The 15,098-nt window shown below is 40.3% G+C and carries 13 protein-coding genes, 1 pseudogene and 1 riboswitch; of the genes and pseudogenes, 8 read left to right on the top strand and 6 right to left on the bottom strand.

All coding sequences use genetic code 11. From position 1 onward, the window contains the following. Nucleotides 1–19: 19 nt before the first annotated feature. Both rseP and WBS51_RS13975 read left to right on the top strand, forming a co-directional pair. The gene (gene rseP, locus WBS51_RS13980) at nucleotides 20–1,342 is read left to right on the top strand and encodes an RIP metalloprotease RseP (RefSeq protein ID WP_342694138.1); all 1,323 of its coding nucleotides are present in this window, start codon (nucleotides 20–22) and stop codon (nucleotides 1,340–1,342) included. 52 nt (nucleotides 1,343–1,394) lie between these two features. Beyond that, nucleotides 1,395–1,510: riboswitch (FMN riboswitch) on the top strand. 192 nt (nucleotides 1,511–1,702) lie between these two features. Next, nucleotides 1,703–2,341: an ECF transporter S component gene (locus WBS51_RS13975; protein WP_173749904.1), complete on the top strand. Its 639-nt coding sequence runs from the start codon at nucleotides 1,703–1,705 to the stop codon at nucleotides 2,339–2,341. A gap of 91 nt (nucleotides 2,342–2,432) precedes the next feature. Here the strand turns inward: WBS51_RS13975 and WBS51_RS13970 are convergent, their stop codons facing one another. Next, nucleotides 2,433–3,035 carry a helix-turn-helix domain-containing protein gene (locus WBS51_RS13970; RefSeq protein ID WP_173749905.1) on the bottom strand — a complete coding sequence of 201 codons (603 nt, stop codon included), beginning with the start codon at nucleotides 3,033–3,035 and terminating at the stop codon, nucleotides 2,433–2,435. 149 nt (nucleotides 3,036–3,184) lie between these two features. Between WBS51_RS13970 and WBS51_RS13965 the strand changes: the two genes are divergently transcribed. The 5 genes from WBS51_RS13965 to WBS51_RS13945 all read left to right on the top strand — a co-directional run bounded on the left by WBS51_RS13965 (nucleotide 3,185) and on the right by WBS51_RS13945 (nucleotide 9,207). Then, nucleotides 3,185–4,201: a BMP family lipoprotein gene (locus WBS51_RS13965; protein ID WP_173749906.1), complete on the top strand. Its 1,017-nt coding sequence runs from the start codon at nucleotides 3,185–3,187 to the stop codon at nucleotides 4,199–4,201. Nucleotides 4,202–4,292: 91 nt separating this feature from the next. Continuing rightward, nucleotides 4,293–5,816, top strand: a complete 1,524-nt coding sequence (locus WBS51_RS13960) for an ABC transporter ATP-binding protein (RefSeq protein WP_291683724.1) — start codon at nucleotides 4,293–4,295, stop codon at nucleotides 5,814–5,816. Continuing rightward, nucleotides 5,816–6,850 carry an ABC transporter permease gene (locus WBS51_RS13955; RefSeq protein ID WP_173749907.1) on the top strand — a complete coding sequence of 345 codons (1,035 nt, stop codon included), beginning with the start codon at nucleotides 5,816–5,818 and terminating at the stop codon, nucleotides 6,848–6,850. The genes WBS51_RS13960 and WBS51_RS13955 overlap by 1 nt, the downstream gene beginning before the upstream one ends. 2 nt (nucleotides 6,851–6,852) lie before the next feature. Next, entirely contained in the window at nucleotides 6,853–7,794 is a 942-nt protein-coding gene (locus WBS51_RS13950) for an ABC transporter permease (RefSeq protein WP_173749908.1), read from the top strand. Between the two features lie 27 nt (nucleotides 7,795–7,821). Next, nucleotides 7,822–9,207 carry an amidohydrolase gene (locus WBS51_RS13945; RefSeq protein WP_173749909.1) on the top strand — a complete coding sequence of 462 codons (1,386 nt, stop codon included), beginning with the start codon at nucleotides 7,822–7,824 and terminating at the stop codon, nucleotides 9,205–9,207. Between the two features lie 76 nt (nucleotides 9,208–9,283). Here WBS51_RS13945 and WBS51_RS13940 read toward each other — a convergent pair whose 3' ends face one another. Next, the gene (locus WBS51_RS13940; RefSeq protein WP_298060895.1) at nucleotides 9,284–10,549 is read right to left on the bottom strand and encodes a peptidoglycan-binding domain-containing protein; all 1,266 of its coding nucleotides are present in this window, start codon (nucleotides 10,547–10,549) and stop codon (nucleotides 9,284–9,286) included. Nucleotides 10,550–10,702: 153 nt separating this feature from the next. Here WBS51_RS13940 and WBS51_RS13935 point away from each other — a divergent pair. Next, nucleotides 10,703–10,983, top strand: a pseudogene (locus WBS51_RS13935) (phage holin family protein). A 222-nt stretch (nucleotides 10,984–11,205) separates the two neighbouring features. On the opposite strand, the gene WBS51_RS13930 reads toward WBS51_RS13935, so the two are convergent. The 4 genes from WBS51_RS13930 to WBS51_RS13915 form a co-directional block, all read right to left on the bottom strand. Beyond that, complete coding sequence (locus WBS51_RS13930; RefSeq protein ID WP_342694137.1) at nucleotides 11,206–12,348, bottom strand: tyrosine-type recombinase/integrase; 1,143 nt, start codon at nucleotides 12,346–12,348, stop codon at nucleotides 11,206–11,208. Between the two features lie 238 nt (nucleotides 12,349–12,586). After that, on the bottom strand, nucleotides 12,587–13,468 hold the full coding sequence (gene dinD, locus WBS51_RS13925; RefSeq protein WP_462904922.1) for a DNA damage-inducible protein D: 882 nt from the start codon (nucleotides 13,466–13,468) through the stop codon (nucleotides 12,587–12,589). Between the two features lie 387 nt (nucleotides 13,469–13,855). Next, nucleotides 13,856–14,614, bottom strand: coding sequence for a DUF1829 domain-containing protein (locus WBS51_RS13920; protein ID WP_342694136.1), 759 nt, complete (start codon nucleotides 14,612–14,614; stop codon nucleotides 13,856–13,858). A gap of 19 nt (nucleotides 14,615–14,633) precedes the next feature. After that, the gene (locus tag WBS51_RS13915) at nucleotides 14,634–15,083 is read right to left on the bottom strand and encodes a DUF6978 family protein (RefSeq protein WP_342694135.1); all 450 of its coding nucleotides are present in this window, start codon (nucleotides 15,081–15,083) and stop codon (nucleotides 14,634–14,636) included. Nucleotides 15,084–15,098: the final 15 nt, after the last annotated feature.

Raw genomic sequence — 15,098 nt, 5'->3', positions numbered from 1 at the left:
CTTCATCTGACAGAGGAAGATATGTTTTTCTCATAGTGTTCATCCTTTCTTAGATAACACTATTTTACCATACATTATCCTCAAAATATATAGTAGAGATTTAATTTATTCTATACTAGGGCATTTTCTCTTGGCAAAGAGAAACGGTATCGCAGTCACAGAGTTCTCCCTGGGAATGGGGCCGAGGCTTCTTTCTACAGAAAAAGGAGGAACCAGATACTCTTTGAAACTTTTTCCTATCGGAGGCTCCTGTATGATGGTAGGAGAAGATGAGGATGATGACAGCGAAGGGTCTTTCAATAATGCATCTGTATGGGCAAGAATATCAGTAGTTGCAGCAGGACCTATTTTTAACTTTATCCTAGCCTTTGTGTTTGCCATGATCATTACCAGCGTGGTAGGATATGATCCGGCAAGAGTGCTGCAGGTGACAGAAGGATCTCCGGCAGCCCAGGCAGGACTGAAAGAAGGAGATATCATCAAAGAATTTCAGGGAAGGCATATTTCCATAGGCCGTGACCTGGATTCTTATATGACGTTACATGGACTGAAAGACGAAGAAATTTCTTTGACCTATGAAAGAGATGGGAAGAAGCACGATATTCAGTTCCAGGCAAATAGTGAAAGCAGATATATGCTTGGTTTTACTTATTTGTCCGAAGGAATACCAGAGATTACCCAGGTCATGTTAAACAGTGCTATGACAAAAGCCGGCGTAATGCCAGGAGATATTATCAGGGAGATCAATGGAACTGCAGTTGCAGACAGCCAGGAGATTCAGGCATATTTGCAGGAGCATCCGCTGGATGGAACAGAGATTACTCTTGGGATTGAAAGAGACGGAAAAGTGGAGACAATCTCTGCAATCCCACAGATGACCAAACATGTAGATTCTGGATTTATCTACAATATTTACCGGGAAAAGACAAATTTTCTGGGTGTTATGAAATACAGTGCAGTGGAAGTGCGGTACTGGGTTTCTACAACCGTAGAGAGTCTAATGATGCTCATAAAAGGGCAGTTTTCGGTCAATGATCTTTCCGGTCCGGTGGGAATCATCGATGTCATCGGAGATTCTTATGAGGAAGCAAAAAGTGAGGGTGCCATGATGGTGTGGATGCAGATGCTGTACTGGGCAATCCTGCTTTCAGCGAACCTGGGTGTTATGAATCTTCTTCCCATACCTGCTCTTGACGGAGGCAGGCTTGTATTCTTGCTCATTGAGTCTGTGAGAAAGAAACGGTTGAATCCCAATGTGGAGGGTATGATTCATTTTGCAGGTTTTGTCCTCCTGATGATGCTGATGGTATTTGTGATGTTTAACGATTTTAGGAGATTATAAGAAATTTCTTGAAAAAACTGCCGTTGTGGCATATAATAAAAGCAAATAAAAGAAAATTCTTCGGGGCGGGGCGTGATTCCCCACCGGCGGTATAGTCCGCGAGCGCAGATGCGTTGATTTGGTGAGATTCCAAAACCGACAGTATAGTCTGGATGAGAGAAGAAAGATTCGTGATTGTTCCAAGATGATTTTTCATGTGTATCTATGGAAAATCAAAAACGGATATTAGCCCTGAGTATTTTGCTCAGGGCTTTTTGTTTGATGGGAGGTTGCATTTTCCATCACAGGGACATTGCAGGGTCTACATTCAAAACGAAAGGATTTCCTTTTATATCAAGATATCAAAAGGAGAGAACGAACATGAGTGAACAGGTATTAAGAAAAATGGATGCAGCACAAAAAAGCAGAAGCAAAGTAAGGACGATTGTCCAGGTGGCAATGCTGGGAGCAATTTCAACAGTTTTGATGCTGTTTGAGTTTCCGCTTCCGTTTCTGGCACCGCCTTTCTATGAATTGGATTTCAGCGAGGTTCCGGTTCTGATTGGTGCATTTGCTATGGGCCCTGTAGCTGGAATTGCCATTGAAGCAGTAAAAGTTTTGCTGAACTTTGTATTAAACGGAACCATTACAGCAGGGGTCGGCGAGGTGGCGAATTTCATAGTTGGATGTGCTTTCCTTCTTCCTGCTTCCTTCCTTTACAGAAGAAAAAAAACAAGGAAAAATGCAGTAATCGGTATGACGACGGGAACCGTGCTGATGACAGTTTTTGCATGTGTGCTTAATGCCTTTATATTGCTTCCAGCATATGGAGCAGCGTTTGGAATGCCGGTACAGGCTTTTGTAGAAATGGGAACTAAGATTAACGGAGCGATTGACAGTTTGTTTATGTTTGCTGTTCTTGCCGTTGGTCCTTTTAATCTTTTGAAAGGTGTTCTTGTTTCTGTTATTGTATTACTGCTTTATAAAAGAATCCGTGTGATTTTAAGAGGAGATATGTAAAAGAAAAGCAAGCTCCATAATCCAGAGCAACAAAATCTGGTTTATGGGGCTTTTAACATGTAAAAAATCGCAATGTTTATCCGTATCTGGTCTAATTAAGTGTCTTGTCTGCAAGCTCATCGATTTCCTGACGGAATTCAGAGGTGGATACGATCAAAAATTTAGCAGAGCTCTTTGTGTGATTTTTCCATCGATGTCCGATCTCATTGGGATAGTACAGGGTATCACCAACTTCTAATACATAGCTGCCAACCTGTTCCAGATAAAAAGTGATACTGCCTTCCAAGACAAAAACAAATTCTTCTCCTCCGTGATAATAATAGTCTCCGGAGTCTGTTCCAGCAGGCATATCAATGATACCTCCCCACATTCGGCTATCACCTTTTGTAATAAGAGATTCAAGGATGGTTTCCTGATTGCTGGTATTTCTTACAAAAGAGGTGCGTTCATTTTTTCGTACAAGTTTTACCCGATCGCTGTCATCTTGAATAAAAAGAGCTGAGATAGGGAAGTTTAGGGATTCGCATAAAGAATAGACGCTCACAAGGTTTGGAGATGTTTTCCCGGTTTCAATCTGACTAATAGTTCCAGCGGCAACCCCAGATTTTACGGAAAGCTCCCGGATAGAAAGATTTAGTTCAATTCTTCTGCTTTTCAATAAAAAGCCAATTCTGGCAAGATTCAGTTTTGACATAGTGTTCCCCTTTGCTTCTTCTTTTGTTCTCTATGATAACACAGAAAAAAAGATTTGTCATGAAAAACAAAATGTAATTGACAAAATAATATATGTTCATTATAATGAATGAGAAATGACGATTACGATGTAGTGAAGGAGAAGAAAATATGAAGAAACTTTTAGCTGCAATGTTATGTGGAGCTTTAGCAACAGGAACTTTGGCCGGATGTGGCAACAAAGCGGAAGAGAAAAAAACAGAAGCAAAAGATGATACACTGAAGGTAGCCCTTTGTGTTACCGGTGCAGTCAATGATATGGGATGGTGCCAGTCAGCATACGAAGGTCTGAAACTGGTGGAAGAAGAACTGGGATGTGAAATTGCTTATACAGAAAATGTACAGGCAGCAGATATGACTTCTGCATTTACAGAATATGCATCTAATGACTACGATGTAGTGATTGGACATGGTTTCCAGTTTGGTGATCCGGCCTTAGAAGTAGGAGAATTGTATCCGGATACAAAATTTATCTGCATTGAATCAGATGCAGCTGCAGAAAATGTTGCATCCTATGTTATGAAATGTGAAGAAACGGGATACCTTCAGGGTATGCTGGCAGCAGGAATGTCACAGACAGGAAATATTGGATTTATTGGACCAGTACAGGGAGCGTCTCTTGTAAAAATCATGAACGGATATGAAGATGGTGCAAAAGAAGTAAATCCAGACATAAAATACCAGACAGCTTGGACCGGTTCTTTTACAGATACCGCATTGGCAAAAGAAGCAGCACAGGCCATGATTGACGGTGGTGCAGATGTCATCGGACATTGTGCAAATGAATCAGGTACAGGAGCATTGAATGCAGCACAGGATGCCGGATTATTTGCTACAGGTGATTCTTATGACCAGAGTGCTCTTGCTGAAAATGCAGTTCTTTCTTCTGCAGTATATCATGTTCCGGAGCTAATCAAAACAGCTGTTACAGATATTAAAGAGGGGAACTTCAAGGGAGAAGTTAAGGAACTTGGAATGGCGGAAGGCATTGTAGAATTAGTTTATAACAAAGCTATGGAAGACAAGATTCCGGCAGAGGTAAAAGAAATGGTAGATGCAAAAGAAGCCGAAATTAAAGATGGAAGCTTCAAGGTTCCATGTGACACAAAAGACAGAGCAGGAAAGTAATCAGGAATAGAATTATATAGAAATCATGCAGGCAGGACAATAGGAGCTGGATTTTATTGGACCTGCCTGTTTTAAAGGAGCCTTCAATATGATGAATATATTAGAGATGAAGCATATCGGAAAGAAATTTTCCGGCGCCTATGCCAATGAAAAAATCGATCTGTCTGTGGTAAAAGGCGAAATTCATGCATTGCTTGGAGAGAATGGTGCTGGGAAAACGACATTGATGAATATTTTGTTCGGGATTTATTCTGCAGATGAAGGAGAAATTTTTTGGAAAGGCAAACAAGTGCATTTCCATTCTCCTAAAGATGCGATTGCAGAAGGAATCGGAATGGTACACCAGCATTTTTCTCTTGTGAATAAGATGACAGTTCTTGACAATGTGATTTTGGGATTGGAAAAGCAAGGGTTTTTTCTGGATCGTAAAAGTGCAAAAAAAAGCCTGGAAGATCTGGCAGAACGATATGGTCTGCAAGTGGATCCGGATGCAAGGATTAGTGATCTTTCTGTTGGGCAGCAGCAGAGAGTAGAGATTTTAAAAGCATTATACAGAAATGTAGAATTATTAATTTTGGATGAACCAACGGGTGTTCTTACGCCAAAAGAAACAGAGAAATTTTTTTCCGTGCTTAGAAAATTGAAGGCAGAAGGATATGCCGTGATCATTATTACCCATCGTATGAGTGAGATTATGAGTATCAGTGATCGTGTAACCATTTTAAGGGACGGAAAGAAAATAAAAGATCTTGTAACAAAAGACACCAATCCCACAGAATTGTCCAATTATATGATTGGAAGACAGTTGGATTATAACTTTGAAGTAAAAGAAACAGAGAAGAAAGAAATAGCATTACAGCTAAAAGATATTACTGTAAAAAAAGGACATAAAAAACCGGTTCTGGATCAGATCAATCTGGAAGTTTACAAAGGGGAAATCTTGGGGATTGCCGGAGTAGACGGAAATGGACAAAAGGAGCTGGCAGAAGTGATTGCCGGTATCCGAAAGATTTCTAAAGGGGAAATCTGCTACATGGGAGAAGAGATTGCTTCCTGGAAGATTAAGGAGCGATTTGAAAAAGGAATTTCTTATATTTCAGACGACCGACATAGAGATGGACTGGTGTTGGATATGAATGTAGAAGAAAATCTGATTTTGCGGCAGTATGATAAAAAGCCGTTTTTAAAGAATGGTATTTTTCAGAAAAAAGCTATTAAAGAAAATGCAGAAAAAGCAATTGAGAAGTATCACATTAAAACATCAGGGAATCAGGAGGGAGAGACTCCTGTAAAATTCATGTCGGGTGGAAATCAGCAGAAAGTAATACTTGCCAGGGAAATTACGGAGCATTCCAAATTAATTATCGCAAATCAGCCTACGAGAGGATTAGATATTGGTGCAACACAGTTTGTTCGTCAGGTCTGGATGGATCAAAGAAATGAAGGGAAAAGTGTAATCCTGATTTCAGCAGATCTAGAAGAAATCATGCAGCTTTCTGACAGAGTGGCAGTTATGTTTGGTGGAAAAATCGTAGGTGTTCAGAAAAAAGAAGAAATTGAAATGGAACAGTTAGGACTTCTGATGGGCGGTATTACGAAGGAGGAAATGAAATAATGGGAAGTAGAAAAAAATATCTGGATATTGTCTGGATCGTGCTGTTAGCCATCCTAATGGGAACCATTTTGATTTTACTCTGTGGTGCGAATCCTCTGGAAGCTTATACTATGTTTTTGGGCGGTGTGTTTGGTAATCTCAATGGTTTTTGTGAGATTTTTGTAAAAGCGACCCCATTGATTCTGACGGGTCTCGGATGTGCAGTGGCATTTCGTACCGGTTTTTTCAATATTGGTGCGGAAGGACAGTTTTATATTGGTGCTATTGCTGCGGCTATGGTTTCCTTGACTTTTACACAGGTTCCCGGGAGTCTTCGCATCGTGCTTTCTATTGTAGCTGGATTTCTCTGTGGAGGAATTTGGGCACTGATTGCAGCAATCATGAAGTCAAAATTTGGTATCTCAGAAATTATTGTAACAATCATGTTAAATTATATTGCCATCAATCTTCTGGGGATTGCGGTTCGTACATTCTTAATGGATCCGGCGGGATCGGTTCCTCAATCTGCGAGAATTGACAGAGAAGCTACGTTTTCCTATTTGATGCCTCCGACTACCCTGCATGGAGGAATTTTTATTGCTGTTGCAGCAGTAGTATTCATCTGGATTCTTATGGAAAAAACAAAGTTCGGTTATGAAATGAAAGTGGTGGGTATGAATAGGCATGGTGCTGCCTGCAATGGAATTTCGGTGATGAAAAACATTGTACTGTCTGCCTTTTTAAGCGGTGGACTTGCCGGAATTGCAGGTGTGATTGAAGTTATTGCCGTGCAGAAAAAACTGATAGAAGGAATCTCTTCCGAGTGTGGTTATACAGCAGTTTTGATTGCTTTGATTGCTGGAAATCGTCCATGGGGTGTGCTTGCTGCTGCGTTAGCATTTGCAGCAATGCAGGTCGGAGCAAATTCTATGCAGAGACAACTTGGCGTTCCGTCTGCACTTGTCAGCATTTTGATCGGATTTGTGGTACTCCTTATCCTGGGAAGAAAGGCGTTCCATCTATCACTATTAAAGAGAAAAAACAAGGAGGTATAAGGATGCTGGAACAAATTTTTACACTTACGTTTTTTACTGCATTTTTGGCAGCAGCCGTACGAATGGCAGTTCCGCTTATCTATGCTGCCCTTGGAGAAGTGTTTCTGGAAAAAACAGGAATTTTGAACATAGGGCTGGAAGGCGTTATGTTGGGCGGTGCATTCGGTTCTTTTGCAGGGGCGTTTTACAGTAATAGTCTGTTGGTGGGATTTCTCTGCGGTATGCTGGGGGGATGTCTTGTCAGCGTGATTCATGGATTTTTATGTATTAAGCTGTTTCAGGATCAGTCCGTCAGCGGCATTGCCCTTAATATTTTTATGTTGGGTGTTACCAGTTTTGGATATAAGTTGATGTCTGCGGGAGAATCTTATCAGCAGATCGAAACACTGAAACGTATTAGAATCCCTGTACTCAGTAGAATTCCTCTCATTGGAGATGCATTTTTCAATCAGGATATTATGACCTATCTTGTGTTTGTTCTTGTGATTCTTGCATCTGTATTTTATAGGAAAACCTCATCCGGGCTTGCGTTTTCCTCTATTGGTGAAAATCCTCAGTCTGCGGATGCAGCAGGTATCTCTGTATATGGACATCAGTGGGCTGCGATTGTGGTAAACGGTGTATTGGGCGGTATCGGAGGTGCAGTTTTGGTACTGGTACAGCTTGGTAAGTTTTCAGAGAATATGATTTCCGGACGAGGATATATTGCACTTGCTGCGGTAATTCTTGGAAGATATACACCGCTTGGGGCTATGGGTGCAGCTTTCGTGTTTGGCGGTGCCAATGCACTTCAGATTCGCTTACAGGCCATGGGAGTTCCGCTTCCTACTCAGGCACTTGCAATGCTTCCGTACGTGATAACGTTGCTGACATTGTTACTTTCTATTGGAAAAAGTAACCAGCCTGAGAAATTAGGCAAACCGTATATCCGTGGTTCCAGATAAGATATTTTAAAGTTTGGAGGTAAAGACATGAGTAAAATTTTAATAAAAAATGCAAAAGCAATTGTAACATGTAATGCAAAAGATGACGTGTTTTATGATTCGGATTTATTGATTGATGGAGCAAAAATCTCTGCAATCGGAAAGAATCTTCCGGCAGAGGATGCAGAGGTGATTGATGGAACAGGGAAATTTGTATATCCCGGAATGGTAAATACGCATCATCATTTTTTTCAGACCTTTGTAAGAAATCTGATTACCATTGATTATCCACATCTGACAGTTATGGATTGGATTGATAAAATTTATCGCATTTTCCAGAACATTGATGATCAGATTATTTATTATTCTTCTTTGACTGCCATGGCTGACCTGTTAAAACACGGATGTACTACAGCATTTGATCATCAGTATTGTTATACAACAACAACCGGAAAAAGACCGGTTGATCGTCAGATGGAAGCAGCAGCCCAGTTGGGAATCCGTTATCATGCAGGGCGTGGAGGAAACACACTGCCGAGAGAAGAGGGAAGTTCTATTCCGGCAGCTATGGTGGAAACGACAGATGAGTTTATTCGGGATTGTGAGCGATTGATCGATCAATATCATGATGCATCTCCATATTCTATGAGTCAGATCGTAGTGTCTCCATGTCAGCCGATCAACTGTTATAGAGATACGTTTGTAGAATCTGTAAAACTGGCAAGAGATAAAGGTGTCCGTTTGCATACACATCTTGGAGAAGGAGAAAGTGAAGGAATCCGGGAACGTTATGGGATGCGTACATTGGATTGGTGTGAGAAAATTGGATTTATTGGAGATGATGTTTTTTATGCACATGCATGGGAATTAACGCAGGCAGAATACGAAAAAATTGCGAAAACAGGAACAGGAATCTCCCATTGTCCGGCACCTGCAGTTCTTGGTGGTTTCCCTATTCTGGATATCAAAAAACTTCAGGAAATGGGAGTTCTTGTTAGTCTTGGGTGTGATGGTTCTGCTACGAATGACAGTTCAAATGAGTTGGATGCACTGCGTATGGCGTATCTGATGCAGGCATATCATACAAAAGAAAGAGGAGGAAGTGTTTCTGCTTATGACATGTTAAAAGTAGCAACCATCAATGGTGCAAAAACACTTGGAAGAATGGATCTTGGTTCTCTGGAACCGGAAAAAGGAGCAGACATGTTTTTGGTTGATACACGTAGTCTGGAATTTACAGGAGCAGTACATGATCCGAAAAACCTTCTTGCAAGAGTCGGTGTAACAGGGCCGGTGTGGATGACCATAGTGAATGGAAAAATTGTATATGCAGACGGACATTTAACCGGTGTGGATGAAGAGAAACTTGCTCAGGAGGGGGAAGAGGTCTGCACAAAAGTATTGAGAAATCAGTTTCCGAATTACTGGAAGTAAGATAAAACAGAAAGGAAAGACCGCGAGGCTGCCACAGAATGTCAATAAAAAGTGGTATGCCTGAGCGGTCTGTTTTTTAAACTAATTCGGCAATTCTGGTGACGCCTACGTAAATTTCCTGAATTTCATACCAGGTAGAGTAATCCACCACACCGGTTACAGGGAGACCAAATACTTTTTGGAATTCCCGGATTGCATTCTGGGTAGCTTCTCCATAGATTCCATCTGCTGTTATCTTAGGAAGTGCAGGATAGGAATTGGCAATGACATTCAGCTGTTCCTGTATCTGTCGCACTTTAGGTCCGGAGGAACCGATGTCCAGGGGATTTCCTGGCCATGAAGCAGGAATACCGGAAATTTCTTCTGCGCTGTTGATATACATATTATCTCCATAAAAATTGCGAAGAATTTCAATAGCAGAGTAGCCCTGGTCACCCAAATACTTCGACCCCCACTGTGTCATCCAATTTGGACATTGGACCCGTTCTCCGTCACAGTATTGGGTGAGAATGGGCTGCCGTACGCCAGGGCGAGACAGATAGTTGTCGAAAAGTTCGTCTACGATTTGGGAAATGCTTTCAAAAATATTGCGCCCGTACATCCATTTGTGGTCAAAGGCAGTGGAAGAAGTGATGGTGAAATCGTAGCCTTTGTTCCGGTACCACTCTGTATACACGCGATTTAGTGTAAAAGACATAATAGCCAGAACATTGGCTCGGATAGTATCCGCCGGCCAAGTGGCGTAGATTTCACTGCTGGCCACATTCTTGATATAATCCCGGTAGCGCACATAATAATCTTTGGCGGAGGGATTGGTAGGGACTCCATCATGAACTACCACATATTCAGGAATGACTACCCGGTTTAAGACGATTTCGCCGGAGGTATCCATAGGTTTGATTTCGTCTTCCGGGATTTTGGGCGGGTATTCCCCGTAGAGTGTATGCGCAGGAATGACAATGTCTTCAAAGGTATTTTGAGGCGTAGAAGGATTCATGACGGCTCTTTGAATGGCCGTGGCATCCGGCAGGATTTCCGCGCCGGATATGTCCAAATCTTCAAATCCTTCTCTGGAAATGCGAAAGGTATATTCCGCATAGGGCTGGTATTCGGAGGGAGCCATACTGTATTCCAGAGGGGGTGCGGGCAGCGTGATTTCCGGAATCATGCCGCTTGCATCTGTTTTTACTTCTTCAATGACGGAATCCGGCTCTCCGGAGTAGGAAATGGTAACGGTAGCATCCTCGACAGGCTGATTTTTCAGAGCGGATATTACATAGAGGCGAAGCTTGCCTTCATCGGTCTGCTGGGTCTGTGCTGTTTTCAGGGGAGGTAAATACATAGGAAAACCTCGGATTTTTTCATTGGTTTAGTATATGCAGCAGGCCCCAAAGGGTGTGAAAAGTCAAATTAAAAAGACATTTTAAACCAAACCATTCGCATAAAATAAATAAAAAGCAGGCGCAGTCATGGAGGCATAGGTGTGAATCAGATTATGGATTATGTAAAACCCGAACTTCTGGTGATAGCAATTGTTCTTTATTTCATTGGCATGTGGTTAAAACAAGCCCAGACAGTAAAGGATAAGTACATTCCATTATTGCTTGGGGGATGGGAATTATAATCAGTGCGGTTTATATTTTCGCTACATGCCAATGCAATAGCAGCCAGAAAATTGCATTGGCAGTATTTACCGCAGTTACGCAAGGCGTTCTCGTTGCCGGTTTAAGTACATATGTGAACCAAATCATAAAACAGCTGAATAAAAATAAATGATGTAAATACAAAGATAGCTGAAACCCTGCATAAATACTGGATTTCAGCTATCTTTTCCGCTAAGCTGAAAAAGGGACTTGAACCCTCGACCCCTTCATTACGAGCCATACGTCTCAAAGGCTGAAACCCGCATAAACACTGGGTTTTTTGAAGAAAATTTCTGTTTTGACTAAATTTTGACTAAAACAGGGTCAAAAAACGTGTATGCAAAAATGATGTATATTATCCAAATTTTGCATATTTCTGTCCTAAGTAGGAATTTAACTTATCAGCAGAAGAGGATTCCTCTGTTCTAAGTTCTGCATAAATATTCAACATCTCTTGGACATCCGCATGGCCGAACATTCGGATAGCATCCAGCATATCTACCCCGGAATAATACAGGATAGTGGCAAACTCTCTACGGAATACATGAGAGGTAAGCCCCTGGCACAAATCAACCGTGTAAATGATTTTCGTTCCTTCCCATCTATGTTTCCCTCCGGCAGCAGTATTTATCTTTCGCTTGATAGTTTCAAAGAAACGTCTGTACTGTGTCTTATGCATGTATTCACCGCTTGTATTTGGAAAGAGGATAGTTGTGTTGAGTTCTGACAGATAATCCTTTAAAACAGGGAATAACGGCTCCAGGATAGGGATATCACGTTCTCCGGCATCTGATTTCGTGTCTTTTATGTGTGGGATTTCTCCAATCCACTCAACAGCTTTATTAATATGGATAACACGCTGGTTCAGGTCAATGTCGAACCGGGTAAGGGCGGAGATTTCCTGTCTGCGGAGTCCGGCATAGTGTAGCAGAGCCTCGAAACATTTTTCCCTCAGGGTAAAGTCTGCATGGGGGATGGCCAGGCGTTCCGTTTTGGTCAGAGCACGTTTCTTCTTTCTCTTTGCTTTATCTGTTTCGATATTGTCAGCAACATTCTTCCAGATATATCCGTCATCAATGGCTGCTTTAAGAATCTGATTCACTGTCTGGATATACCTACGCTGCAGATCAGGATGCCCTTTGAGATTATTGTATCCTAATTGGACATCACTCTTTTTAATCTGGCTTAATTTTAACTGGTCAAGTGCACCTGTGTGGTTCTTCAAGATGTTTCTGTATGCAGTCTGTGTGTTGTAGGAGCGGTTGTTCTTGTACGTCTCCAGCCATGTCCACTTATAGTCAGAAAACAGGATGCCTTTGTCATTCGTGTAGATACCTTTGTTTATCTCGTCACGGATCCTGGCTTTGTTATCCTCAAATTCAGTAATGCTTTTTCCATAAACCGGGATGCGGACACGTTCCCCGGTTTCAGGGTTGATTTCATTTGTTTGGATAGTGGTGTAGTAGCGGCCATCGGCACGCTTCTTATACTTTGCCATAATCATCTTCCTTTCTATTTTTGAGTATAAAAATAACAGCCCTCGAAAATATGTTCCGATTGCAGGCTGTTTCCGAAGATGATACAATATTTTATGAACGTACTATTGTATTCTTCGGAGCAGTAGTCTTATATTGAGAGAACCGTATTGATTACGGTTGCAAGGCTCGTTGGTAGCGAGTCTTGTGATTTACCGTTCCTGTGTTGGTAGCACAGGGGCGGTTTCCTTTATTTGTTATCTAATTTCTTTTGTTCGCGTTCAATCTGCTTAATACTCTTGGATGGTGTTGGCAAATCCTCAGGCATAGTTCCACCCAATCTTTCAATAGTATCTCGGACTTCTTTGCCACATGATAGTGTGTCTTGTTTGCTTCGTTTTTTCCTTGTATATTATCACGTTTAATCTTAGCTTCTGTTTGAGTGGCACGGAATAAATTAGCAGCAAGCTCTTCATATCCCATGTGATCTAAGATTTTTTGTGATGGTTTTAAACCTTTGTGATGATGGATAGCTTTTGCATCCATACCGCCATATAAACCACGATATCCATAATTCTGAAAGATAGCATAGTCAAGAGTTGTTTCAACACCTGCATTTTTGGCGGCCTCTACTAATAATTTATTATGTTCTGCCATTTCGCGTCTAATAGCTAATCTTTTTTGGTCCTCATTAAGCTCTTCGAAATTATCAATCAATTCTTGCTGTCTGGTCTTTACAGCAAAATAAGTTTGGCCAAGTGCAATAACCTTTTTTCTGGAATCACCGTTTTGCACAATGAGATAGCAAGCATAACGTGATAATTTGTAGTCAGGAATCTCTTTAGATGCATTGTTGGGCATATTTATCGTTTTGTTGACCTCAACAAAATGTTCGGAAACTATATTATTGCTGTTATCGCAAGCAGTTATAGCCCTGCTGATTACTTTAAAGAAGTTACGCCACTCTGTATATTCAAGAGCTTCTTGTAAATCTCTTGCATACCAAAATTCTTCCCCATATTCATTAATGTGCTTTATAGATTCAAACAGAGATTCAGTATAATTATTTTCTTCCTCATTTGTGAGAGCTTTTCCAAGAACACGTTCATGGATTTCAGACAGTTTCTTTTCAAAATCATCCATAGATTTCATCTCCTTTAGGTTGTTTTAGATAACACAAAAGCGGTTTTTCACATTTGACAAATAATCCAGCTTGACATATAATATATTTAACAAGGGAGCTGGAAGGTGACTGCACTTCACCCGTCCCGGCGAATAAGTTTTAAACTATTAAGGAATAGCCGTCTACTTTTCTCAGGAGCAGGACGGCTATTTCTTATGTGTAAGATTCAGAATTGCAACAATCAGTAGAGCAACGCTTACGATTAGGTTTAATTCCTCGTATGTACTCATAATAATCACCGCCTTCCGTAAGGTCTCGGAATAGGTGAGAGCACGTCCCCCAGCTCCCTGGGTAAGTATATTATATTGTCAAGGTGGATTGCCCCTGTGTTGACAGGGGCGGTTTTGTCAGGCAATTAAAAGTTCCATATTTTTTTCTTTAGATCTTTCGCTCCAACGTATTGTATTTACATCATAATTAGAAAAACCATCTTCAATTCCTTTGCTTATTGAATTGGCATCATTTAATAATACAATAAGTTGGCTATCAGTTTTCCTAGAAGGTTTTGTATCATTCCAAGCGAAAAGAGCGTTACTCATAGTTGTTTTTGTTGGATTATTTATAGCTAAGCAAAGTCGTTCTGGTTTTGATTTAGAACGCTGGATTGCAAAATCATAATTATGAGAAAAGCCTGATTTTCCAGTAAATTGAACATTTTCCATGCAATATATCTCATTTTGAAGGAAAAAGTTTTGTATATCGTCCATGAAGAACGAAGTTGCTTTTGCTCTTGATGTCATGTACATATCAGTAACACGAATTAAACATTGTGTAAAAGCATGTTTACGCTGAGCAAATTCTTTTGCAGGTGCTTTAAGAATTAATTCTTGTTTAAAAAGTTGCACACCGTATTGATTTAAAATACAAGTTAATTGTTGTTTGCGATTTTTTGTCATTTTAAAACCCGTCATTTCAAGACTATTAAGGGTATATCCATCATCTGTAAAATATATTTCATCTCCTTCTAATTTTACATAGAACTGTAAATAGTCATTATCAGTATCTAAGAAAGGAGTGTTTATTTCGTAATATTCACCTACTTTGGAAAAGGTAATTTCATTTTTTAGCCAACTAATATAATCATCTATATAACGTTGAATATCCATAGTACACCTCCTTTTTGTATTATAACAATTCTAATTGAAAATTAACAGTTGGCTTTTCGACTACGTTAAATTTTTCTAAAAATATTATAGTATTCTCAACAAAATTATCCGAAGCAATATCTTCGGCCGGGAAAGCAAAAGAGCGACCATATTCTTCAGTGTATATATGCCAATGAGAGCCTATTATTTTGGTGCCATCTGGATTAGGATGTACTTTTCCGGGGCTAATATGTAGTTCTAATAATAAAATTCCATCTTTTTTTATACGAGCACCAAGTTCATATTTCAGATGGTTAATTCTTCCTCTATAGATTTTAGTTGTAAAAATCTCCTTTTGCGATTCTCCTACTAAGTCAAATTCAAGAGAAGAACCTTTTGAAGGGAAGTTTATATTTTTAACAAGAGAACATTTTATCATATTTAACATTCTATCAGCTTCAGCCTGTGTTAATTTCTTTCCGTTATTCATTTGTTTCCTCCAAAA

Origin of the sequence: Blautia acetica, from assembly GCF_038739805.1 — a bacterium.
Classification (GTDB): domain Bacteria; phylum Bacillota; class Clostridia; order Lachnospirales; family Lachnospiraceae; genus Blautia.
Note: the sequence above shows the minus strand (reverse complement) of the source record. Positions and strands in the feature narration are given on the sequence as shown.